Source organism: Phyllobacterium sophorae, assembly GCF_003010965.1.
Taxonomy (GTDB): domain Bacteria; phylum Pseudomonadota; class Alphaproteobacteria; order Rhizobiales; family Rhizobiaceae; genus Phyllobacterium; species Phyllobacterium sophorae.
Genome location: NZ_PGGM01000024.1, coordinates 1 through 23,260, shown reverse-complemented (window position 1 = coordinate 23,260; position 23,260 = coordinate 1). Strand labels below are relative to the sequence as shown.

General features: G+C 56.4%; 18 protein-coding genes. 12 read left to right on the top strand and 6 right to left on the bottom strand.

Annotation, left to right across the window (positions count from 1 at the left end):
* Positions 1-554: 554 nt before the first annotated feature.
* From CU103_RS30020 to CU103_RS30005, 4 genes are all read left to right on the top strand, one after another.
* Entirely contained in the window at positions 555-1,121 is a 567-nt protein-coding gene (locus CU103_RS30020) for a hypothetical protein (RefSeq protein WP_106667697.1), read from the top strand.
* Positions 1,122-1,143: 22 nt separating this feature from the next.
* A complete protein-coding gene (locus tag CU103_RS30015) occupies positions 1,144-4,101 on the top strand; it encodes a PAS domain-containing protein (protein WP_106667696.1) in 2,958 nt (985 codons plus the stop codon).
* 998 nt (positions 4,102-5,099) lie between these two features.
* On the top strand, positions 5,100-5,390 hold the full coding sequence (locus tag CU103_RS30010; RefSeq protein WP_106667695.1) for a hypothetical protein: 291 nt from the start codon (positions 5,100-5,102) through the stop codon (positions 5,388-5,390).
* A 421-nt stretch (positions 5,391-5,811) separates the two neighbouring features.
* Positions 5,812-6,612 carry a class I SAM-dependent methyltransferase gene (locus CU103_RS30005; RefSeq protein WP_106667694.1) on the top strand — a complete coding sequence of 267 codons (801 nt, stop codon included), beginning with the start codon at positions 5,812-5,814 and terminating at the stop codon, positions 6,610-6,612.
* 334 nt (positions 6,613-6,946) lie between these two features.
* On the opposite strand, the gene CU103_RS30000 is transcribed toward CU103_RS30005, so the two are convergent.
* From CU103_RS30000 to CU103_RS29990, 3 genes are read right to left on the bottom strand one after another with little or no spacing between them, the layout of a single operon-like run.
* A complete protein-coding gene (locus CU103_RS30000) occupies positions 6,947-8,023 on the bottom strand; it encodes a lipocalin-like domain-containing protein (protein WP_106667693.1) in 1,077 nt (358 codons plus the stop codon).
* On the bottom strand, positions 8,013-10,421 hold the full coding sequence (locus tag CU103_RS29995; protein WP_106667692.1) for an ABC transporter permease: 2,409 nt from the start codon (positions 10,419-10,421) through the stop codon (positions 8,013-8,015). Before CU103_RS29995 ends, CU103_RS30000 begins: the two co-directional genes overlap by 11 nt.
* The gene (locus CU103_RS29990) at positions 10,421-11,095 is read right to left on the bottom strand and encodes an ABC transporter ATP-binding protein (RefSeq protein WP_106667691.1); all 675 of its coding nucleotides are present in this window, start codon (positions 11,093-11,095) and stop codon (positions 10,421-10,423) included. Before CU103_RS29990 ends, CU103_RS29995 begins: the two co-directional genes overlap by 1 nt.
* Before the next feature lie 386 nt (positions 11,096-11,481).
* Here CU103_RS29990 and CU103_RS29985 point away from each other — a divergent pair, with 386 nt between their 5' ends.
* From CU103_RS29985 to CU103_RS29970, 3 genes are all read left to right on the top strand, one after another.
* The gene (locus CU103_RS29985) at positions 11,482-11,832 is read left to right on the top strand and encodes a hypothetical protein (RefSeq protein ID WP_106667690.1); all 351 of its coding nucleotides are present in this window, start codon (positions 11,482-11,484) and stop codon (positions 11,830-11,832) included.
* A 691-nt stretch (positions 11,833-12,523) separates the two neighbouring features.
* The gene (locus tag CU103_RS29975; RefSeq protein WP_106667688.1) at positions 12,524-12,970 is read left to right on the top strand and encodes an MgtC/SapB family protein; all 447 of its coding nucleotides are present in this window, start codon (positions 12,524-12,526) and stop codon (positions 12,968-12,970) included.
* Positions 12,971-13,100: 130 nt separating this feature from the next.
* Positions 13,101-13,460: a DDE-type integrase/transposase/recombinase gene (locus tag CU103_RS29970; protein ID WP_170117159.1), complete on the top strand. Its 360-nt coding sequence runs from the start codon at positions 13,101-13,103 to the stop codon at positions 13,458-13,460.
* 162 nt (positions 13,461-13,622) lie between these two features.
* Here the strand turns inward: CU103_RS29970 and CU103_RS29965 are convergent, their stop codons facing one another.
* Together CU103_RS29965 and CU103_RS29960 are read right to left on the bottom strand one after the other, a co-directional pair.
* Entirely contained in the window at positions 13,623-14,711 is a 1,089-nt protein-coding gene (locus CU103_RS29965) for an AI-2E family transporter (protein ID WP_106667704.1), read from the bottom strand.
* Between the two features lie 603 nt (positions 14,712-15,314).
* Complete coding sequence (locus tag CU103_RS29960; protein ID WP_146147899.1) at positions 15,315-15,671, bottom strand: SPW repeat protein; 357 nt, start codon at positions 15,669-15,671, stop codon at positions 15,315-15,317.
* 685 nt (positions 15,672-16,356) lie between these two features.
* Here CU103_RS29960 and ytfQ point away from each other — a divergent pair.
* The 5 genes from ytfQ (at position 16,357) to CU103_RS29935 (ending at position 22,243) form a co-directional block, all read left to right on the top strand.
* The gene (ytfQ, locus tag CU103_RS29955) at positions 16,357-17,313 is read left to right on the top strand and encodes a galactofuranose ABC transporter, galactofuranose-binding protein YtfQ (protein ID WP_162707367.1); all 957 of its coding nucleotides are present in this window, start codon (positions 16,357-16,359) and stop codon (positions 17,311-17,313) included.
* 72 nt (positions 17,314-17,385) lie between these two features.
* Positions 17,386-18,903 (top strand): sugar ABC transporter ATP-binding protein, encoded by a 1,518-nt coding sequence (locus tag CU103_RS29950; protein WP_106667684.1) that lies wholly within the window; start codon positions 17,386-17,388, stop codon positions 18,901-18,903.
* Positions 18,900-19,916 (top strand): ABC transporter permease, encoded by a 1,017-nt coding sequence (locus CU103_RS29945; RefSeq protein ID WP_106667683.1) that lies wholly within the window; start codon positions 18,900-18,902, stop codon positions 19,914-19,916. The genes CU103_RS29950 and CU103_RS29945 overlap by 4 nt, the downstream gene beginning before the upstream one ends.
* On the top strand, positions 19,913-20,890 hold the full coding sequence (gene yjfF, locus CU103_RS29940) for a galactofuranose ABC transporter, permease protein YjfF (protein ID WP_106667682.1): 978 nt from the start codon (positions 19,913-19,915) through the stop codon (positions 20,888-20,890). The genes CU103_RS29945 and yjfF overlap by 4 nt, the downstream gene beginning before the upstream one ends.
* A gap of 330 nt (positions 20,891-21,220) precedes the next feature.
* The gene (locus tag CU103_RS29935) at positions 21,221-22,243 is read left to right on the top strand and encodes a sensor domain-containing diguanylate cyclase (protein WP_106667681.1); all 1,023 of its coding nucleotides are present in this window, start codon (positions 21,221-21,223) and stop codon (positions 22,241-22,243) included.
* A gap of 489 nt (positions 22,244-22,732) precedes the next feature.
* Here the strand turns inward: CU103_RS29935 and CU103_RS31700 are convergent, their stop codons facing one another.
* Positions 22,733-22,906 carry a hypothetical protein gene (locus CU103_RS31700; protein WP_162707366.1) on the bottom strand — a complete coding sequence of 58 codons (174 nt, stop codon included), beginning with the start codon at positions 22,904-22,906 and terminating at the stop codon, positions 22,733-22,735.
* Positions 22,907-23,260 lie beyond the last annotated feature (354 nt).

Below are 23,260 nucleotides of genomic sequence, written 5' to 3'. Positions count from 1 at the left end.
GGGGGTGGCCATGATTTTCACAGATTGCCATTCACATTTTCCTGGCAATCTCCGACATTGTCGGAGGAAGTATTCTTCGACGTTGTCATCAGGGTGACTTCTGAGCAGAACATGAAAACAGGCGCAGCAGTGCTGCCTGCGTATTTGCGTACATCGTGGGCTGACTGTCTGTAAGTGGTCTTTACGGAGCGCTGAGTCGTGTCTGGATGCGTGGAAATTCAATCGATTAAAGTGCGACTTTGGCTAGGCGTAAGCCAGCGCGGCCATCTTCGATATTGTACCGAAGGAGGCGCGGCGAATTGTCGACGCCCATGTGACACCCACGGACATCGACAAGGTGTATCCGGGAACAAGCGCCTGCGCTGACGGTCTACCGGCGGAGAGTGAATGCTGGAGACACTCCTTTGATACATGACTAGGCGCTTTCGCCAATATTGAAATGCGACGCCGCGTAGCATGGGTAAATTGACAATGTCATCGAGGACGCCGGCAAGGGGGTAACCCAGGACTCAATCAATCGGGCAGCGCCGTGCCCACAAATAATGGAGGAACCAATGAAACCCGATAACCCAAACATGGTCGCTGCATCCACCGCAACGATGACGCGGGTTAAAGCCGCAGTTCTCGCTGGAGTCCTCGTGGCCTTTGCCCCTGGGATCGTCCTTGGACAGGCGATCGAAAAGAAGGGGACGACACCCTATGTGACACACTTCATTTTCCGGCCTTTGATGAACATCGACATTGCTGACCTCGGTACAGCCACCTCGCTCGAGGCGGTCGGTACCACCGAAAACATGAAGGGAGAAAAGATGTTCGACAAGATGTCGGCACATTGTACAGCGCTGAGTGTCGCGTCGGGCGAGAAGAAATATATCGACGGTGCCTGCGTATTGGCCGACAACGACGGCGACAAGATTTTCTCGACGTTTGACACGCGCGACGTCGACAAGTCACAGCCAGAGATGGGTTGTGGCACGCATATCATCACCGGCGGCAGTGGCAAGTACAAGGGAATTACCGGGAGTGAACCCTTTGCCTGCATAGCAATGCCGGCATTGTCTGGTCCAGGTGGCTACACTGCGATGGATATCCCGCATAACACGACCTGGGAAATCAAATAATAGGAGCCCCAATTACACCGTCATGACCGCGAAGGAATACGCCAAGAACGCGACGGCGGCTCTGCTTCATATTCTGCCGATCCCGTTGGATGAGTTCGATGATGATGGCACCGCCGCAATTATTGAGCAGGCCATAAGAGAGGCTACGCGTGAGCGCGGCAGAAAGGTGGCCCAACAATTGGAGGCGGCGCAGGCGGCGGCGCAGCAGCGGTTGGAGCGGCTGCTGAGTTCGTCACCTGCCGTGATCTACAGCTTCAAGGCGACCGGTGATTTCGCGCCCACGTTCGTCAGTGAAAACATCAGAACGGTATTCGGCTACGCGCCGGACGAGTACCTTGAGAATCCGTCATTCTGGCGCGACCGGGTGCACCCCGACGATCTTGCTCGCGTCGAGGAAGCGATTTCAAAATTCTTCCAAAACGGTACTCACACGGTGGAGTATCGCTTCCGCCGCAAGGATGGCTCCTATTGCTGGGTAAATGACGAGCAGCAATTGATCCGTGACAAGAAGGGCCAGCTACTGGAGATCGTCGGATCATGGAGCGATATCACAGCGCGCAAGGCAGCTGAGGAAGCCAAGGCGGCAGCGCATACTCGCCTGTCCCGGTTGCTGGGGAGCTCACCGGCTGTGATCTATAGCTACAAGGCGACGGGAGACTTTGCACCGACATTTGTCAGTGACAACATTCAGGCCATGTTGGGCTATGAACCTCGCGAGTACCTCCAGAATGCAGATTTCTGGCGGCGCTGTGTTCACCCTGACGAGCTCGCCGCGGTGGAAGCCGAGTCGGTCGAATTGTTTATGAAGGGACGTCATACGGTCGAGTACCGCTTTCTCAGGAAGGACGGCACCTGGTGCTGGGTGAATGATGAACAGCATCTGGTCCGGGATGCGGACGGCCAGCCATTGGAGATTGTTGGGTCGTGGAGCGACATTACAGAACGCAAGCGGGCCGAAGAAGCCGTGGCGGCGGCACAGGCGCGCGTCGAATATCTTCTCACGTGTGTGCCGGCTGTGATTTACAGCTTCAAAGCCACGGGCGATTACTGGCCGACCTTCATCAGTCCCAACGTCAAAGACCTTCTCGGCTATGAGCGTGAGGAGTATCTCGAGAGCCCAGATTTCTGGCGCAACCGTGTGCATCCGGGAGACCTGCCGCGCGTCGAGAATGACTATGCGAGGCTTTTCGAGGAAGGACGTATCGCCAATGAGTACCGGTTCCGCAAGAAGGACGGCAACTACTGCTGGATCAGCGACGATCTGCAGCTGCAGCGCAACGCTGAAGGTGATCCGATCGAAGTGGTCGGTGCGTGGAACGACATTACGTCCCGCAAGCAAATCAGCGAAGCACTTGTCGCTGCCCAGGACCGTCTCGTACGCGTGTTGTCGTCTGCGCCTGCCGTCATCTACAGCTTCAAGGCGACCGGCGACTACGCGCCGATCATTATCAGCGAGAATATCAAAAGCTTGCTTGGATATGAGCCATATGAGTACCTTGAGCACGCCGATTTCTGGCGTGACCGGGTACACCCCGACGACTTGGCCTGGGTGGAATCCGAATCCGTCCACCTGTACAAAAAGGGCCGCCATACCGTCGAGTATCGATTTCGTAAAAAGGACGGGGCCTATTGCTGGGTGAACGACGAACAGCAATTGGTCCGCGACAAGGATGGCCAGCCCCTTGAAGTTATCGGGTCGTGGAGCGACGTGACCGCACGCAAGCACGCGGAGATCGTTTCCCAGCGCAGCGATCAACGCCTGACGGACGCGATAGAATCAATCTCGGAGGGGTTTTCGCTGTACGACGCGGAGGACCGCCTTATTGTCTGCAACAGCGCCTATGGTGAACTGCTCTATCCGGGTCTGGGCACGCCAGCGCCAGGGACGCCGTATGAAAAGCTGATCCGCAATGCAGCAGAACAAGGTCTTGTGAAGGACGCGAAAGGACGGGTCGAGGAGTGGATCGCCGAGCGACTTGCCAGACACAGGCAACCCGGCCCGCCCCATGTACAGCAGCGCGCCAATGGCCGCTGGATTCAAATCAACGAGCGCAAGACGACAGAGGGCGGAATCGTTGCTGTCTATACCAACATCACACAGCTCAAGCGGGCCGAAGAAAAAATCCGCAAGGCGAAGTCGAGAGTTGAGCGAGCAAACGCACTCGTTACCGAGAAGAACCGGACGCTTGTGAACCTGTCGAACAAGCTCTCGAAATATCTGTCGCCCCAGGTCTATTCATCGATATTCGCCGGCACACAAGACGTAAGAATAGCCTCAAGCCGCAAGAAGCTCACCATATTCTTTTCTGACATCGCCGATTTCACCGAGACAACAGATGATCTGGAGTCGGAGGAGCTGACGGCCATGCTCAACCACTATCTGACCGAGATGACGAAGATCGCTCTGGCGCACGGAGCGACCGTAGACAAGTACATTGGCGATGCAATCCTGGCGTTCTTTGGCGATCCTGAGACGAAGGGCGTCAAGGAAGATGCAATGGCTTGCGTCAACATGGCAATCGCGATGCAGCGACGGATGTGGGACTTGCAGACAGAATGGCGCGACAAGGGACTGCAGAAGCCCTTCCAGCTGCGGATCGGCATCAACACGGGTTATTGCACCGTCGGTAATTTCGGCAGTGAAGACCGCATGGAGTACACCATCATTGGCAGTGAAGTGAACCTGGCGTCCCGGCTGCAGTCCCATGCCCAGCTCGGCGGCATTCTTATGAGCCATGCGACTTATTCTTTGGTCAAGGACAGGGTTGTAGCCGAGGAACGCGAACCGATACGCGCCAAAGGCATAGCCAAGCCAGTGCGAAATTACCAAGTGCTCGAGCGGATCGATGACATGATCGGACATGGCAAAGCGATCCGGGAAGAGCAAGAAGGGTTGAGAATCTTCCTCGACCTGCAAAAGCTGGACAAGAAAAGTGCTGTCCAGACGCTGGAGGGGATAATTGCGCGGCTCAAGTCCTGATTCAATTCGGATCGCAATCGCTCGCTCAAAGTCATGGCGCGCGACGTGTTACAGCTGACTTGCGGGACCAGGAACCCTCGCAAGACGCACAGCATGCCTAACGTACCGGGTGGGCCGCCACGTTACGCATGGGGCCGGACAATGTGTCCTTTTGCATAGATGAGTTCATATAACTTGGTGAGAATGAAACTGCGGATGCTCACGTGTAAACGTGCGATCACCGGTGGGATCGTCACTAGCAATGACACCGAACTGCATTCCATCCTAAAATCGCGGCGGCTCCGGGGTGGCCCAAATTCCGGCGAACGTCAAAGATCGTCGCTGCATAATGCCGGCCGTTATTCGGTTGCAGCCGCCGATATGAGAGACCCAACCAACACTCTCTGTAACTTCCCCTAGCCCTTCGAACAGCAACCTCGGTAGATGGCAAAAAGTCTAGGCCCAATTTGATCAACGCCAAACGAACTTTGTCGATCTGTACAGCGCCGACGCCCGGATGGCCATGCTATTTTTTCAAGACTGGAAGCCTAAATCCTGGACCCAAATTTTCTGCCTCCGGCAAAAATTGAATACCTTCGCGTTCGAGAGCAGCTTCCACTTTGTCAATCGATCTAGTGCCCACGTTATGTTCTGAACCTTCAATTGTTGTCAATGTTGGTCTACTGACACCCGCAAGCGAAGCCATCTGATCGTGCTTTATCCCGAGCGCTATTCTTGCCGCCCGAAGAAGATCTCGTTTGCCGTATTTCGCCATTCTCGCAGTAATGGCTCCGCCTAAAATGTTGTCAATTTTTTAGCCATAGGCTAAATTTTATTGTCGTAACGCTAAATTCTGGTGGATTGTCGTTAAATCCAGTGGTATCTCACTATCGAGGATCTGATTCGTTGCCATTGGTTTTGTTAACATTTAGGGCTTCGCTCTCCATCCCTGATGACCAACTGGGCGTTCAAGCGAGACGCGTCGAAACTTTACAGAAGAGACTTCGAAAGGTTTGAACATGGTCATAAGTTTCGATGCCAACAATATTGATACTTATATGGCACGAGGAGATGCATACACACGCCTGGTGCGCGTTCTGTCGAAACGGCCCCTCCGCGAGGCAGAATTCATCGCTGCGGAGAAAGCCGTCGATGCCGGCGCGTTCAGCGCCGCTACGAGAAAGATTGGCCGTCATCAAGTCATCAGCCAGCATCAAACGTTGTTTTCAATGCCAAGCAGCATGTTCGGCAAATGTAGGAGATATGCCCATGAAATCCAGACGGAGGGATATGCTCAAATCGTTGCTTAACGGCATCGTGCCGACGCCTGCACCTTTGAGGTCGTTTGGATCCGACACGGATATTACCAGCCCCGGACAATCCCCCTCCTTTAAACTTTGCCAATTGATCGAAGCACATAAGCGCGCATGTAGAATTCTTGACGATGCTTATCCTCAGGCAGCCCCTCTGCATCATCGTTACAAGGCCGGATTCGAGCGCGAGCTCATTACTCGAACACGCCGTTGATGGAACCGAAATCGAAGAACTCCTTATATTGTTTCGATCGTTCTTCGCGAGTGCGGTCACCTTAGCTAACCCGGAAAAGGGAAGCTAGCCAATAAGGCCCGGGAGTAAGGCGTGCGGGCACAGTATCCCAAAACAGCACTTGCTCCCGCGCCTTGGCAAGCACGCCATCGAGGTCTAGCATGCGGCCAGCGTATGGAGACTTCGATGACCTCAACCTTCAATGTTCACGATGCGGCCGGCTATGAGCAACTCATGGGCCGCTGGAGCCAAAAACTCGCGCCGCTATTCATCGACTTTGTGGGGCTGGCTGACGGCGAAACGATTCTTGACGTGGGCTGCGGCACCGGCAGTTTGACCTTTGCGCTCGCCAGGACCGGCGATCTCGCCGCGATTGCCGCGATCGACTATTCGCCCGTCTTCGTTGAGGAGGCGATCCGGCGCAACGTCGACCCGCGCGTAACGATCCGGCAGGCTGATGCCTGCGCTTTACCCTTCGGAGACGGCATGTTCGACCGCGCCCTGGCCCTTCTCGTGCTCCACTTCGTACCCGAGGCCGGCAAGGCCCTCGCCGAGATGCGCCGCGTCGTGCGGCCAGGCGGCGTAGTGGCGGCGGCCGTGTGGGATCATCTCGGCGGCATGCCGGGCATGCGAATGATGGTCGACACGGTCGCGGCACTTAGTGAAGGCGGGCGCCAGCTGCGCGGCCGCTATTGTTTCCAACCGATGATGCAGCCGGGCGAAATGAAACGGACTTTTGTCGAGCAGGGTCTCGTGAATGTTACGGAAACCGAGCTGATGATCCGCATGGACTACCAAAGCTTTGACGACTTTTGGGCGCCCATTGCCGCGGGCGAGGGGCCGCTCGGCAAGTATGTCGCTACGCTCAACGCCGCTGAGCGGACGCGCACCGGCGCCGCTGTTCGCGACGCCTACGAGGCCGGCCAGCCCGATGGCCCGAGGTCTTTTGCTAACGTCGCCTGGGCCTGCCGGGGTATTGTTCCTTGACCCGAAAGTGGGCGAGGGGGCGCTGTTGGCGTTCGCCCGCTCGCGCCATTTTGATAGGTAGCGGCATCCAAGGCTTGCAGACGTGGAGATTCGCGTCTCACCAATTGCGGTGAGCGGACTGGCCGGACGTTGGAAGCCATTGATTTTCGCCAAATTGGCCGTTGTCAGTAACGGCCTCGCCTTGGCTCGGCGGTATAGTCGAAGAAGCTACCAGGGCTCCGGCATCCGCGCTAGACAAGCTGTCCGAGCTGAGGTCGGATCATGGAGCGAGATGCAAAATGATCAACCGTGCACTCAGAAGACGGGTCGCCACAGGAAGGCGAGCTGAATAGGATCAGTAACCGGTCATTTCGAGGTAGCCCCGACCCGCATGGGAGCCTTTGAAGCTTATTGGACCTTCCCAATAGGGCGTTCGCGTCCCCATCCACGCCTCGCGGTTGAGCGCGGTCGCGGTAATATTGAGATTGCGAGATGGCAATTCGATGCGCCATGCAACCGGGATAGTGCGACCGGCCACACGCGCGGTGTCGAGCGGCGTAAGCTTCAGTGTCCCTGGAGGTAGCGGCGTCGGCTCTCCTTGTGCGGAAATCCATGTTGTGGATGTAAATCCACTACCGCCATCCCGCAGGCGAAAGCCCATCAGCTTTTCGCCGCTGTCGAGATGCAAAGAGAACCAGTCCCATCCGGTCTGATCTGCTGCCAACGGCTGTGACGACCATTCCCGGTCTAGCCACGCTTGCCCAGTGACGGCAACGGCGCCTTCCGGCAGATCAAGCCTACCCTCGACGGAGTAAAAAGGCTGCGAGTAATAATAGCTTGCCTGCCCTTTTGCGGATTTCACGGAGTAGCCGTTCTGGCCCTGCAGAACGAGCGGACCGGTTGCGCGAAGCCTTAGATCGTAGCGAAACTTCGCACCAGCAGCCTTGAGGCCGATATTTGACAACCCGTCTTGTTGGCCGCCAACCAAGCTTTGCATGTGCCAGTCGTCGATCCAGGCCGCAAAGGGCGAGGCGGTCACGCCGGCCTGGCCGACGCCACCACGGGCGAGGCGCTCGGCGACGTATTGCTGCCCTTGCGTCGTCAATGCCGCGTGGCCCATCCAGACCTGCGGGCTCGACCAGCCGGTGTTTTCGCCCGGTGCAAGTGCTGAGCGAAAGAGCGTCCATTGTACGCCATACTCCGTGCCGTCGGCGGATTTCAGGTTTGCCGTCAGATACCACCACTCGATTCGATAATTCGGATGCGACCCGTGATCGACCGGAAAGTTCAACGCGATCCCGGGCTGTGGAACTGCAAATCCCTCCGCGGTCGTTCCAAGGCCGGCAAATCCCTGAGCACTAGCTGCGTCGCCGAAAGCGTTGCAAAGCATAATTGCGGCAGAGAGTGCCGACAGCAAAGATCTAGCGTTCATTGGCGAAGACCTTCAGAAGATCGGTGGGCGTAACCCGCGCGAGACGCCAAAGAGGGATCAGCGCCGACAGCAGCGCGGCGGCAAGCGCGCTCACCCCAAGTCGCAGCCAGTCGGCCGGGAACAAAAGCATCGGCAACCGCCATCCAAATGCCTCGACATTGACGATCGCGAGCAGTACCCAGGCAAGTCCGATGCCGACGGGTAGCGCCGCAAGCAGGGTAATGACCACCAGCACCATGGCTCGAGCCAATTCAAGAAGGACCAATTGCCGCCGCGTCAATCCCATTGCCCAGGCTGGTGCCAACTGCGGCAGCCGCATCCCCGACAGGGTCATCAGGCTTGCAAACATCGCCAGCCCTGCTACCCCAAGGGTCAGCACATTCAGCGCCGCGGTCACAGCAAACGTCTGTTCGAAAATTTGAATCGACCGGCGTTTGAGACTCGTCTGATCAACCACGTTTTGCTCAGGAAGATTGAACTGCTTGCGCAGCTCGCTGCGCACTCCGGCAACCTTTGCGTGGGCCATTCGCAGACCGTAGCGAAGCCGGGGGACGTCCGGATAGTGCGATGTCAAGGCAGCTATGCCGACGATAACCTGTCCGGTCGGATTGCCATAGTCCGAATAAACTCCCGCGATTACCGTCGTCCAGCCGCCGGGGAGGATGAGAGGATCGCCGACGTTCAGATGATCGCGGCGCGAGAGCTGCTCATTGACCAAAGCGGCCTCGCCGCGGGCCACACGATCCCAAACGTCGGACGTCGCCTGCAACAGAGGCCAGTTGTCGCGATAGGTCGCATCATCGGCTACGCCGAAGATCTGCACTGGCTGTCCTTGGACGTCGCCTTCGACATTCCAGACCGGGAGGATGGCATCTACCCTAGGTGTGAGCCATTGGCGAAGGGCGCTAGCTTCAGTCTCGGTTCGTGCCGTGACGTAGAGTTCGGCGGCCAGTCGCTGATCGAGCCAGCCGGTAAACGTCAAGCGGAAGCTTGACACCATCGTTCCCACGCCGACATTTGCAGACAATGCTAGCAGGAGTGCCATCAGCGCCAGCGAAAGGCCGGGCAATTGCTGGCGTGTATCCGCCCAGAACCACGCCGTCACAGGTTTCACCGACCAGCGCTGCATGAAGAGGAGGAACAGCGCGAGGAGGACAGGTAACATGAGCGCCGCTCCCAGGAGCAGGCCTCCGAGGATGAAAAACCCGGCGATCAGCCCGGTACTCCAACAAGCGAGCGCAAGCGTCAAAGCAAAAAGCGTAATCGCGGCAATTGCCTGGGTGCGGAACGTAGCTTCCGACGCTCGCGCCCATGCACGCGGTTGTGCCGGTGCCAGCAGAGGCATGCGCCAAATGCGCCAGAGACTTTGGGCGGCCGACAAAAGTGTTCCGAAAACAGCAATGCCCAGTCCCGTCGCCCACCATGTCGGACGCAACGTCAGCACCCCCGGAATACTGGCGCCATAGAGACCTTGCAGGGTTGCGGCAACTCCCGGCAGAAGAAGCGATGCGACGAGATAGCCGAGGGTCAATCCGGCGACCCCTGCCACCAGTGCCAGCATGATCAGTTCCGTCAGCAAGAGACCCGTCAGCGATCGCGTCGACAGACCGAGCGAGCGCAGCGTCCGGAAGGTAGAGCGGCGCTGTTCGAAGGCTAGCCCGATCGCGGAATAGACCATGAACAACCCGACCGCGAAGGCCAGAAAGCCGAACGCGGTCAGGTTCAAGTGAAAGCTGTCGGTCAGTCTCGCCAAATCGCCCTCGGGATCCGGTTTCTTCAGCGTCAGCTGCGGCGCAGTCCTCGCAAGCGTGGCACGATCGACAGGTTGGTCCGGCGAGACGATCAGGCGGCTGATCTGGCCGGGCTTTCCGAGCAGGGACTGGGCTATCCCGATATCGGTGATTGCAATGCCCGGCAGCAGGTCTTTTGCGATCCGCAATGGCGGCGTTTGCTGGCCTGCCAGCTGTTCTACCGTGCCCGGCGAAACGTAGAGCAGCCCCGGTGGGGTGATGAACGGCAAAAGACTATCGCCTCCTGCCAGATCCACCTGCTGCGCTTCGTGCGGCAAGCTCACAGGTTCGATGCCGAAGACGTGCAGCCGCACGGCGCCGAGACGCAGCTGACCCTCCAGGACCGGAGACACCAGCCAGCCAGCCCGGCGGAGATCGACAAAGACCTGCTGCGGGATTGTTTCCCCGTCCGCCGATACCAATTGTTCGAGGCGATCCTGTCCCAGCATCGACGCTGCACGATTGTAGCTGGCCCGCGCCTCAGCATTGATCGCCTGGACACCCGACCAGAGGGCGGTCGCCAGAGAGAGGCCCATGAGCAGCATTGCCAGTTGCATCGGTCGCCGGCGCCAATGGGAAAGCAAGGCGGACATGCTCGCATAAAACATCAGGCGATCCGCCCGGCGTGAAGGTGCACCCGTGCATCGAGCCGTTCGGCAAGTCGTGTCGAATGGGTCACCATTAATAAAGCTGCCCCGGTCTGCACCACCAGTTCCAGCATCAGCGCCAGCACCGCATCACCGGTCGCCTCGTCCAGATTGCCCGTCGGCTCGTCGGCCAGCACAAGCTTCGGACGCGCTGCCAGCGTTCGCCCGATCGCCACCCTTTGCTGCTGGCCGACGGAGAGCTGTTCGGGGTAGCGCTTCAACAGGGCTTCAAGCCCAAGCCGCTGGATCAATTCCGATTGCCAAGCCGAATTGTAGCGCCCGGCGAGACGCGCGTGGAAGGAAAGATTGGCCGCTACATCAAGTGAAGGGATCAGGTTGAACTGTTGAAACACCAATCCGACCACGCCGCGCCGTAATGCGGCGCGGCTGGCGTCGTTCAGCTGTGAGATATCCTGACCGGCGATTTCGATGCGGCCGGAGTCTGGATGGTCCAACCCTGCTGCCAGGTGCAAAAGGGTGCTTTTGCCGCTGCCTGACTCTCCGGTCATAGCAAGGGTTCGGCCGACTTCAAGCCCGAGATCCACCTCGCGCAGGACCTCCAACGGCCCTTCTGCTGTCCGATAGGATTTACTCACTTTTTGAAGCGCGATGAGCATTGGCTCCTTCGTGGTCATGTCACCACGCAGATGTTTAACGACTGATCTAATCGTCCCTCGAACGAATAAAAGGCGATACAGGAAAATTGGCGCACGTTCGGGTGACCTGCATCGGTTGACTACATCGCATATTAGCCGGGAACTATAAGAGCGAATAGAAACGATTACAGTACAAAATATCGTGGAGGTTAGGAGCTGCTGATGCAGTGGTTGTTGACGTTCGAGTTGATAGGCCCAGCAAAGAGCTATATCACTGCGGCATTGAATTTTGGATCGTTTGAATTTTGTTTTAGACGTTAGGTTCGCGGGGTGCAGAATTCGTACGTGAAATTTGAGGTTCCATGCTACGAATAGCGTCTCGCGCGCAATCATGCGCTCTTGTCCATCAAAGAACGGACACCATCATGCAAATCCCCAATTGGACCAAGCCCGCTGTAACAGGTGCGGTCGCTGGCGCTATTGCCATGGCTATTGTGGGATTCAGTTGGGGTGGCTGGGTCACTGGCGGCAGTTCCCGGAAATTTGCGAGCGAACAATCGGTTTCTGCTATTGCGCTGGCACTGACGCCCTATTGTCTCGAGCGCTCGAAGAGCGACCCGAAATCAGCGGAAATCCTTGCGGAACTGAAGGCGGCTTCCTCCTATAGCCGCCGCGCAATTATCGAAAAGACAGGGTGGGCGACCGCACTCGGTACAGACAAACCAAATACAGACCTTGCCCAGGCATGCCAGCTTGAACTGAGCAAACCTGTTTGAAGGTGTGGGGGGCAACACCCCCCATTCCAACCGTCGACGAGTGAGATTAGCTTGGGCCCATCCCGGGTCCATGGCTCGTTGACCGTCCCCCGCAAACAATGACTGAAGGCAACCTATGAAAATCCGGCTAAGAATTACAAACCATCCCAGTGGACGGAAAACGTTGGATGAAAAGAGGGGCGACAAATCTTACGAGCTTAAGTTCAGTCGATTCAATGCCGATGACTTTCAGAGAGATCTCAAACTGTACGAAAAGGAACTGACAGAACAGGGAGCCGTCTTTTCCTATCAATGAAAATGAAAGGTGTGTACCTTCCAAGAGCAGCTTACGAATGCCCGCTCCAGGCACGGGCCTCGATCTAATAGGATTAGCTTTTCTTGGGCTGCTCGGATAGTCCCGAAGAATCGATAGATCAAGGTCGATCTCTGCCGAACGGACATTCAACAACAGTCCTGCGCGATTTAGATTCCAATCATCAAAGTGGCGTGACTCACTATTGGCTCCCGCCTACGAATGCTCAGGCGTCCTTGCCGATGCCACCAATCTTGGCCCAAAGCGCGCTCCGAATACGGACAGACGAGCGACCGGTGGAGGGCAGGAGGGCACGGCATAGCGGATTGACGAGCGGGAACCCGGAGCCCTTATGAAGCGTTACCTTGCAATATTCACAACCATTGAGGGGGGAATTAATTGCTTGAGACATTTCATTACCTAAATTCTTTGCCCATTGTCCCGCATGTGATTGCGCTGGCTATTGCCTATATCCTGGCTTTTCCGATTGGCGTTGAGCGCGAAACTCAAGAGCGCAGCGCTGGCGTCCGGACATTTCCCATCGTAGCGCTGGCGAGCTGCGGCTTTATTCAGGGTGCCGAAAGCCTGGTGTCCGATAGCCCTGAAGCCATGGCGCGTATTGTCGAAGGGCTGATCACCGGTGTTGGCTTTATCGGTGGCGGGGCCATCCTACAATTAAAGGACTCCGTCCGGGGCACGGCCACGGCCGCAAGCATCTGGTCGACAGGAGCCATCGGCGTCGCGGTCGGCCTTGAGAGCTACGACGTTGCATTCATCATTTCGCTTTTCACCTTCCTGACGTTGCGCCTGATGTTGCCACTCAAGAAAGAGCCGAAAGAGGATTAGGGTCAGGGGGGCTACCATCGCTTTCCGCCGCAGATAGAGCGCGTCGGAGTCGTCCCAAGCGGCCTTCGCCGAATGATGTTTGGCATCTGGATGAAGTCGTGATCTCCATCGCCGGCAAGCGAAACTGGTTGTGGCGGCGGTTGATCAGGACCAATATGTGCTCGAAGAGATTGTCCAGACCCGCCGCAATACCCAGGCAGCCAAGCGGTTACTGGTCCGCCTGCTGAAGAAACAGGGGCTGGCGCCAAATCACATAACCACTGACAAGCTGCGCTCATACGGAGCAGCAAAGCTTCGGTCATGCCAGAACTCGAGCATTGCTCCCTCAGGGTCTCAACAACCCGGCGCAGATTCGCATGTGCCGCTGCGGAATAAAGAGCGAATGATGCAAGGCTTCCGATCTCCGGGAGGGGTAAAGCTTCGTCTCCATCAATCCGCAATCTCTTCGTCTCACCGCAATGGCAGAGCGGGACAAGCAACGGCTTGCTGACCTGCAACGACATGACATTTCGTTTGGTGTTGAAATCGTTCCTTTGAAAATGCGGGTAAGGGCAAATGTAGATTGATGCTTAGAATTCTACGATCCCGTGTAAAACAGTGTCTTAGACATTCTTTGCTAGCCTGCGTAGCCTGCTATTCCCGACTCAAGAGCTCAGGCAGGATCCGTCGGAGGCGGCGTGGGATGCCTGCGTTCCTCTACCTCGGCGGCTGTCCACTCAAGGAAGAGGCTGTAGGCGACCGCAAGCAGTGCCGGGCCGAGGAATATGCCGATGAGGCCAAAGGCGAGAACCCCACCAAGGAACCCGAACAGACCGAGCAACACGGGCAGATTGTTGGTCTTACCGAGGACATAAGGCCTGAGGACATTGTCGATGCTACTGACAAGCAGCAAACCCCATGCCGCAACGAAGACGCCCCACCAAACCATTCCCTGCACAAAGAGCCATAGCGCCACTGCGCCCCATACCAGCGGGGGACCGACCGGGACAAATGCCAAAACGAACGTAAGGAAACCAAGCACTAACGCCTGAGGAACACCGGCGATCCAGAAACCGATACCGGCCAAGAGGGCTTGCGCGAGTGCAGTCCCGATCAAGCCGTAAACGACGCCTTTCACGGTTGCTCCGACGACCATGAGTAGCTGGTGGCCGCGGGAGCCGGCGAATCGTTCGCTGATATCGCGCATATAGGCTGTCATCCGTCGGCCGTGGAGATAGAAGAAAAAGGCGGTGATTACACTCAGCACGAGTTCAAGAAGGCCAATCCCGAATAGGGTTCCGCCAGTTACGGCGATATCGGTGAGAGGGCCGACCAACTTCTTGAGCTCAACGATGAAGGCGGGAGCGTCGTGAGCCAAGCTCTGCCAATAGACAGCCAAGCTCTCTCCAACTACCGGTACCCCCTCGACCCAACGCGGCGGCGCCGGAGGACCTTGCTCGAGAATGCGGATCGTCCCCGTGATCAGGCTGCCCACGCTGTCCGCCAGGGCCGCAACCATCACGGCAAACGGGGCGACAAGAACGAGGACTACCAGCAATGTCATCATCGCGGCCGCCAGCGCTTTATAGCCGCCGACAGCCCGCTCGCACTTCGTGTAGATGGGCCATGTCGAGAAACATATGACCGCCGCCCACAGAATGGCCGACAGAAACGGCCAAAGCACAACAACGCAGCCGATCGCCAGCAAAAGAAGCGCAGCGACCCCCAAAATCTGTTCGAGGGGCTTGCCGAGGGGTATCACGACCAATCACTCCTCTTGTCATCCGGCATATTTCGGCCACCGACGCTTGCCATTTAGAGCGGCCTTATTAGGCAATATTGTAGACAAACAGGCACCAATCAATATCGTCCAAAATCAAATACTATCGACATTTTCAGAGGAACGTTTTCTCGAGCGTTTATATTTGTACAGATGTCAAAAACCCGCCTCGCTCTCGCGTGACGGGTGCATCACGCCACGAGTTGAAACCGGACGCCGGGCCTTGCGACGCTCTTTGGATGTCGTCCAGCCAACCGTGCATGCGCAACACTGCAACGTTCGCAAAACGCCGTGGGCAGCATCAGTTCCGTAAATGTTCCTAAATACTAGAAATCTCTGGCTTGCGCTCATTCGTCGGGGTGATATCGCGTGGTGTGGGGAATTCTGATATCCGCGACCAAATCAGACAATGCGATGCTAAAAAATGCTCCTCGATGTCGCTAAGTAGTTTGTTGGGTTCTGTGTCATTTTCGACAACACCGTCCTGAGTCACTCCGCCAGGCAGGGCGTTGATCAAAATGATGGTGGTGAATGTCGGGGTTTTCAGCGACCAAGCGTCCTCACCGGTGAGATAGAATGCAATTTCTATAGAGCGCGCGCCGATCGATCGGAAAAAATTACCCACCCTGAAATGCCGATGACAGCAAAGCCACAAATTATCGCATTCCACACCGCCGTCGGTATTGCGTGATAGCCGAGCGCCCAGGGTGAAACGATCAACCACACGGAAGCGGCAACATCCAACCATTCCTGCCATAGCCGGTGGTTGGTAATCGCCATGAACCCGATGGAAAACAATGCGATGCCAACAATAATGAAATTCTTCAATGCGATATCCCGGCCGACGGTATCCGGGCTGCTGTCATTCAGTAACCACGGGGACGCGACAAGCCAGACACCAATCATTGCCACCAAAACATTCTGCCGGTGTTGTCTGTGCACAGCGACCTCCCAAATGCATGAAAAATCACTCTCGTACCGAAACACGTTTTTGACCTAGGTTCCTTCAACGCCTTCAAGGCGCTGCATTCGGGCTGAATTTTATCTTCGATCCACGCGGCCGAGGGGTTTGAGGGCAATCGAGCGCCAGGCCTGCGCGATACCGATCATCAAATACCGCCAAGATAAGAGTGATCGGTCATCGGCGGACAAGCCATTGGGAGGCGACCGTTCATGACACAACGCGGCGCGACAGCTGCCCGGACGGCGGCGGTTTGGTGCGATCGGCAGTATCATCGGCGCAACGGCCAGGGTCGTTCTTGCCGGACTGCATTACACCAATCGATATCGGCCGAATCAGCTCTTATCGGCATTGTCGAAGGAACAGGTGGTTATGCTTCCTAGAAATTGTACGGCGCTGAGTTCTCCGCGCTCAGCGAACGGGGTTCGGGCGGAGGCGCGCGTTGGAGGAATGGCGAGTGTCTGCAATGCCAGGTCCGCTACGGGGCCAGGCACTACAACCTAGTCAAGCCTCTAGGCCGTGATCATCGGCCTTCTGAGATTCTCATGGTGCACAAAGCTCGCCAACCGGTGCTTGCCAATTATAATACTATATTATAATAGCTTTATTGAGGTCTGGGAGGATCTTACGGAATCACCTAATTCGGGAGGAATAATCGTGTCGCTGATGAAGAAAATTCTACTTGCCAGTACGGTTGCCATGTCTTTTGCAGGAGCAGCATCTGCGTCTGACCTGACGGTCGGCTTCTCACAGATCGGATCGGAATCAGGCTGGCGTGCCGCCGAGACATCCGTTTCCAAAATCGAGGCAAAGAAGCGCAGCATCGATCTTAAGATCGCCGATGCACAGCAGAAACAGGAAAACCAGATCAAGGCGATCCGCGGCTTCGTCGCCCAGGGCGTTGATGCTATATTTGTTGCGCCTGTCGTTGCGACAGGCTGGGATACGGTTCTCGCCGAAGCCAAGGAAGCCGAAATCCCGGTCATTCTGCTTGACCGGACGATCGAGACTGCCAATGACGACCTCTATCTGACGGCGGTAACCTCTGACACTGTGCATGAGGGCAAGGTAGCGGGTGAATGGCTTGTCAAAACGACAGCGGGCAAGCCTTGCAATGTTGTCGAGCTCCAGGGAACAGTAGGATCGAGCCCCGCAATCAACCGCAAGAAGGGTTTTGAGGAGGGCATCGCAGCCGCCTCGAACATCAAGATTACGCGCAGTCAGACCGGCGACTTTACCCGTGCCAAGGGCAAGGAAGTCATGGAAGGCTTTCTCAAGGCGGAAAATGGCGGCAAGAACATTTGTGCGCTCTATGCCCATAATGATGACATGGCAGTTGGGGCCATTCAGGCCATCAAAGAGGCTGGTCTGAAGCCGGGCAAGGATATCCTTGTCGTCTCGGTCGACGCCGTGCCGGATATCTTCAAGGCAATGTCCGAAGGAGAGGCAAACGCCACGGTCGAGCTGACGCCAAACATGGCAGGTCCTGCATTCGACGCCCTGAAAGCCTACAAGGAGAGCGGCAAGGCACCGCCAAAGTGGATCCAGACCGAATCCAAGCTTTACACGCAGGCTGATGACCCGAAGAAGGTTTACGAAGAGAAAAAGGGATTGGGGTACTAATCACTCCGTCATGACTGGCCGTCTTTAAGACGGCCAGTCCCACCGACAAAACCGCTCACGGGAGAGGGCGCAATGACGGACCCTACTGTTCTGCTGGCCGCTCGAGGCATATGCAAATCCTTCGTTGGTTTCCGGGCTCTGGACGCTGTCGATTTGACCATTCGGCGCGGCGAGATTCATGCGCTGCTGGGGGAAAATGGCGCCGGCAAGTCAACGCTGATCAAGGTGCTAACTGGCGTCCATCAGCCAGATATGGGCGTCATGGAGCTTGACGGGCAGACCATTCAGGTTCGTGATACGTTACAGGCGCAACATCTTGGCATTGGCACGGTTTATCAGGAAGTAAACCTGCTTGCGAACATGTCTGTGGCAGATAATCTCTTCGTCGGCCGTCAGCCGATGCGCTTTGGTTTTATCGATCGCGGCCGCATGGAGAAGCGCGCCCGCGAATTGCTTCGTCAATATGACCTTCACATCGATGTTTCGTCGGATCTGTCCCGTTATTCTGTCGCGGTGCAACAGCTTGTTGCCATTGCACGAGCCGTTGATATGTCGGGCCGCATTCTCATTCTCGATGAACCGACTGCGAGCCTTGATCGCCACGAAACGGAAATGCTCTTTACAACACTCAGGCGGCTGAAGGAGCGGGGCTTAGGGATCGTCTTCATCACGCATTTCCTCGATCAGGTCTATGAAATCTGCGACCGGGTCACCGTGTTGCGCAACGGCAAGGTTGCCGGGTCCGAACTGACGGCGCAACTGCCAAAAATGCAGCTTGTTTCTCTTATGCTCGGCCGTGCGCTGGCGGCCGTGACGCACAATGTCCGCCGGGATCGGCCAGAGCCTGAAATGAAGCAGTTTTCCTTCAAAGGCATGGGTCGGAGCCGCAGTGTCGCGCCGTTTGATCTGGACATCGGCGAGGGCGAGGTAATCGGCATGGCAGGTCTACTGGGCTCAGGCAGGACCGAAACGGCGCGGCTGTTGTTCGGCATCGATTCTGCCGATAGCGGCGAGGCGGCGGTGGATGGCGTTCCCGTCCGCATTCGCTCGCCGCAAGACGCAGTCGCGCTGGGTTTCGGGCTCTGCCCGGAGGACCGAAAGACCGATGGAATTATCGGCGACCTTTCGGTGCGGGAAAACATCGTGCTGGCTTTGCAGGCCCAAAGGGGCTGGTTCAAACGAATGTCGCGAAGACAGCAGGTTGCGCTGGCTGACAAGTTCGTCAAAGCGCTGGACATCCGCACGACCGATATTGAAAAGCCAATCAAGTTTCTTTCCGGTGGCAACCAGCAGAAAGTCATTCTTGCCCGCTGGCTGGCCACCAATCCGCGCTTCCTCATTTTGGATGAACCAACGCGCGGCATCGACGTCGGCGCCCATGCGGAGATCATTGCCCTCATCAATCAGCTTTGTGATGACGGCATGGCGCTTCTCGTCATCTCATCAGAAATTGAGGAGATCGTCGCCTACAGCACACGCGTGGTTGTGCTGCGTGACCGCGCGCATCGGGGCGAGCTTGCAGGCGGCGACATCACGACGACGAAAATCATGCAGAAAATTGCTGCCGAACCTGGCGAGGTGCACGGATGAACCGCATAAATGCAGTTGCATTGACCAAGGCTTCGCCGCAGCTCCTCTCGCTGGCCCTGATCCTGTTTCTGAACTATCTGGCGTTTCCCGGCTTCTTTGACATTCGTTTGCAGGATGGGAGATTGTTCGGCAGCCTCGTCGACGTGCTTAACCGGGGTGCGCCGGTGATCATTCTCGCCATTGGCATGACGGCCGTCATCGCCAGTCGTGGGGTCGATTTGTCGGTGGGCGCGGTCATGGCGGTTTCCGGAGCCATCGCCGCTACATTGACCGTTGCCGGCTATTCACTGCCTGTGGTCATTGTTGCGGCGCTCGGGACAGGACTTTTCTGCGGTCTGTGGAACGGATTGCTCGTTGCCTATTTTGATCTCCAACCGATCGTTGCAACCCTCATCCTGATGGTTGCAGGCCGCGGCATCGCACAGCTCATCACAGAAGGGTCGATCATTACCTTCACCGATCCAGCCCTGATCTTTTTCGGTACGGGCGCGGTGCTCGGCATACCGATGCCAGTGCTGATTGCCGCCACTTTACTTGTGTTTGCGATCATGATCGTTCGACGGACTGCACTTGGACTGCTGATCGAGTCCATTGGTGTCAATCGCAGCGCCAGCAGCTATGCGGGGTTAAACAGCAAGCTGCTCCTTTTCGTCATTTACGCGTTTTGCGGTCTGTGTGCGGCGCTGGCCGGCATCATCGTTGCTGCTGACATTCGCGGGGCCGATGCCAACAATGCCGGGCTTTGGCTCGAACTTGACGCGATCCTTGCGGTTGTCATTGGCGGAACATCGCTGTTCGGCGGACGCTTCTCGATCCTGATGTCAGCACTTGGTGCCATCATCATCCAGGCGATGAATACCGGGATCCTGCTTTCCGGGTTCCCCCCGGAATATAATCTCATCCTCAAAGCGGTGATGATCATCGTGATCCTTCTGGCGCAGTCTTTCTCATCCGCGGGTGGCTGGCAATTCCTGAAAACCGAATTGCGCGCAAAGGGAGCAAAGCGCCAATGAACACGCGGCTTCTTCCATTCTATGCGACACTACTCATCTGCGCGCTTGCCTATACCGCCTGCGTCATGCAGTTTCCCGCGATGTTGTCCACGCGGGTTGCCGGCAATCTCTTGACCGACAACGCCTTTCTCGGGATCGCAGCTGTCGGCATGACGTTCGTCATTCTGTCGGGAGGCATCGATCTTTCGGTTGGATCGGTCATCGCCTTTACGGGCGTATTGCTTGCCGTACTCATCACCAAATATGGCGTGCATCCGCTGGCGGCGTTTGCCATCGCACTCATTATTACCACGACTTTTGGCGCGATCATGGGCCTCATCATCCATTATCTCGATGTGCCGGCTTTTATCGTGACCCTGGCCGGGATGTTCCTGATGCGCGGGATGTGTTTCGTCATGACAACGGATTCCATTCCGATCAATCATGAATTCTATTCGATGCTGCAGGGCATGTATTACCGGCTGCCGGGCGGCGGCCGCCTGACATTCATCGGTTGCCTGATGGTGCTGGTTTTCCTCATTGGTATCGTGATGGCTCATTTCAGCAAGCTTGGATCCTATATCTATGCGATCGGTGGAAATCGCACATCGGCCCAACTGATGGGCATTCCCGTGGCCCGGACGACAATCACTATCTATGCACTATCAGGATTCCTGTCCGGACTGGCGGGTATCGTCTTTTCCCTTTATACATCCGCCGGCTACTCGCTGGCCGCGGTCGGGGTCGAGCTCGACACGATCGCCGCTGTTGTCATTGGGGGAACATTGCTGACGGGTGGTGTCGGCTATGTTGCCGGCACCTTTGTCGGCGTTATCATCCAGGGCATCATCCAGACTTACATCGTCTTCGACGGAACCTTGTCCAGCTGGTGGACGAAAATCGTCGTGGGCGCTCTCCTTTTTGCATTCATTGCGCTGCAACGGACGTTGGTGTTTCTTTCAACCAGGAAGGCGATGGTCAACGCCACCGCTTGACCAGGAAATTAGCGCGCCAACGTGCGTTCCTCACCGCTGGTCCTTGGCGTAAGGAGGCCAGCGCGTGGATTAAAAAACGACCGGACAGCCTTTCCTGCCAAAGTTATTTTCAACAGGGACGAAACTTAAGCACCGAGATTTCTCAAGGCGCCAATCACCAACATGCGGCCGGAGTGAGAAGACACTGCTCCGCGATAATGTCTTCTTGGCCTCATGACGCTCCGTTGAACGGTTTAAGACGATCGTTTAAGAATGATCATGGTATGTAGTTTTTGCGCATACTGATTGCCGGGTGTGTTTGGTACTTTTAAGGGGATAAAAAGCGTTCACATGTCAGAGGTCAGCCCGCGCAAGCCTTTTTCAGCAACCCGCCGCATCCTCGAAATGGTTCCCCAGTCGCTGCAATTTTTAATTCGTGATCAGGTGGCGCGCCTCAAAGCGGAGCTGGCAAGGAAAGACGCCATCATACTTGAGCAAAGCCTGGCTCTTGCACAAAGCCAGAAAATCTTCGAAAAAGCATCTGCCGCAGCCAAAATTGGCGTTTGGCAATGCAGTCTACCGGATGAAACGCTTGAGTGGACGGATGTGGTTTACGACCTCTTCGATCTTCCTCGCGGGTCTCCCCTCGACAGGAAAAAGGCCGTCGCCTGCTATTCCGAGGAGGCCGCCAAAGAGCTGGAAAAGCGGCGCAGCAACGCCATCGCAAATCGCAGCGGCTTCGGATTGGATGCCGAGATCGTCACTGCGAAAGGCAACCGTCGATGGATACGTATTACTGCAAGCATTGAATGCGAAAATGACGTGCCAGTCAGGATATTCGGGATGAAGCAGGATATCACCCAGCAGAAGATCCTGTTTGACCAGACACGGTATCTGGCTGAGTTTGATGCAATGACCGGTCTTGCAAACCGGAGCCAGTTTCAGGCCAAACTGGCCGCGTTATGTGATACCGGCGATCGTTCAGGCGCTCTGCTTCTGATCGACTTGGACGGCTTCAAGAAGGTGAACGACACCTTGGGGCACGCAGCCGGGGACGAGTGCCTGCAAGAGATGGCGGTTCGTCTATCGCAAGTGTGCCAGAACGCAAAAGTGGTTGCGCGCATCGGCGGTGATGAATTTGGGGTTCTGACGGGGCCTGAATACGACAGGAATGCAATTGAGGCTTTTGCCCAGAGGATCGTTGATGCCCTGGCCAGACCAGTTGAACAAGGCGGGCGCTGCTTTCGCTCGGGCGCCTCGGTCGGAATTGCCTTCGTGGTAGACGGGGATGCTCCCGCGGAGCTGTTCAAAAGGGCCGACTCGGCCCTTTATGCTGCTAAGGCCGCCGGACGGAGTGCCTATCGGATTTTCTAGGCCCAAGTTTGAATCTTCTCGCTTGCCGGCCCGCCCTGGGCAGTGGCGGCGCAGGTTTTTTGTGTCACTTAGCACGATACTGGCGATCGTGAGATTGCCTTGGATAAAAAGAAGGACTGGCCGGCTAAGGCTTGAACCGACCGGGTTTAACGTCACAGCAGGTTTTTCACCTCTGCGAAAATAACCATCAAAATGGGATCCGCTACTTCCGTCTGAAGCTGCCAAAAAGCCAATGACGCGCAAACGGTGACGCAGATCCAATGTTATGCGTCACTGGCAAAAGAGAATTTCTTGTTTCGTATCCGTCAAAGATAGGATTCGCTCATGCCTCAACACAACATGGCCATTATCCATAACTTTGAAGCAAACGATTTGATTCTGGTCAAACTTTGTTAAATCTTAGGATGTCAGCCTGATTTGATGTTCGGTGCAGATCTGCGAAGGAGAAGTTTCGCCGCCCAGGGTCGTGCTCGGTCGATTATGACCGGCCTATCGGCTGGGGATTCCCAGGCGCTTTTCCTCCTGTTTGGCAAATTGCTTCGCTTCGGCCTCTGTGCCGAAGGAACGCTGGGCAACTTTTCCTTTCTCGTGGACCATTACGAACCATTTGTCATCTTTTGGCTCAATGCCGACGGTGCTGAGCGGTGGCTCTTCGAAAGTCATTTTAGCCTCCCGAGGTTCTTCAATTGCCGGTGCTTGAAAAATGCCCGGCACGAGAAGTTCGCTCAGGTCATAGCCTAAGGCAATAGCAAACTGCCGCTAGGGACAGCCGCAGCAGCAACCGCCCGAAGCAATTGATCCACAACCTGACGCTCCATTGGCGCCGGCACCCTGCCCTTAAATCCCTCACAAAGCCGTTTGAAAGTTTCCGGCGATCCAGATCCGCTTTGCGCGCAGATCGAAGTGGTGATCGTCCCTTTCAGCCATAGAAATCATTTCGGCCCTCCTCGCGCATGATTGTTCGAAGATCGGCTTCCACCATTTCGGCAACCAGGGCATCGAAGGAGACGGTGTGCT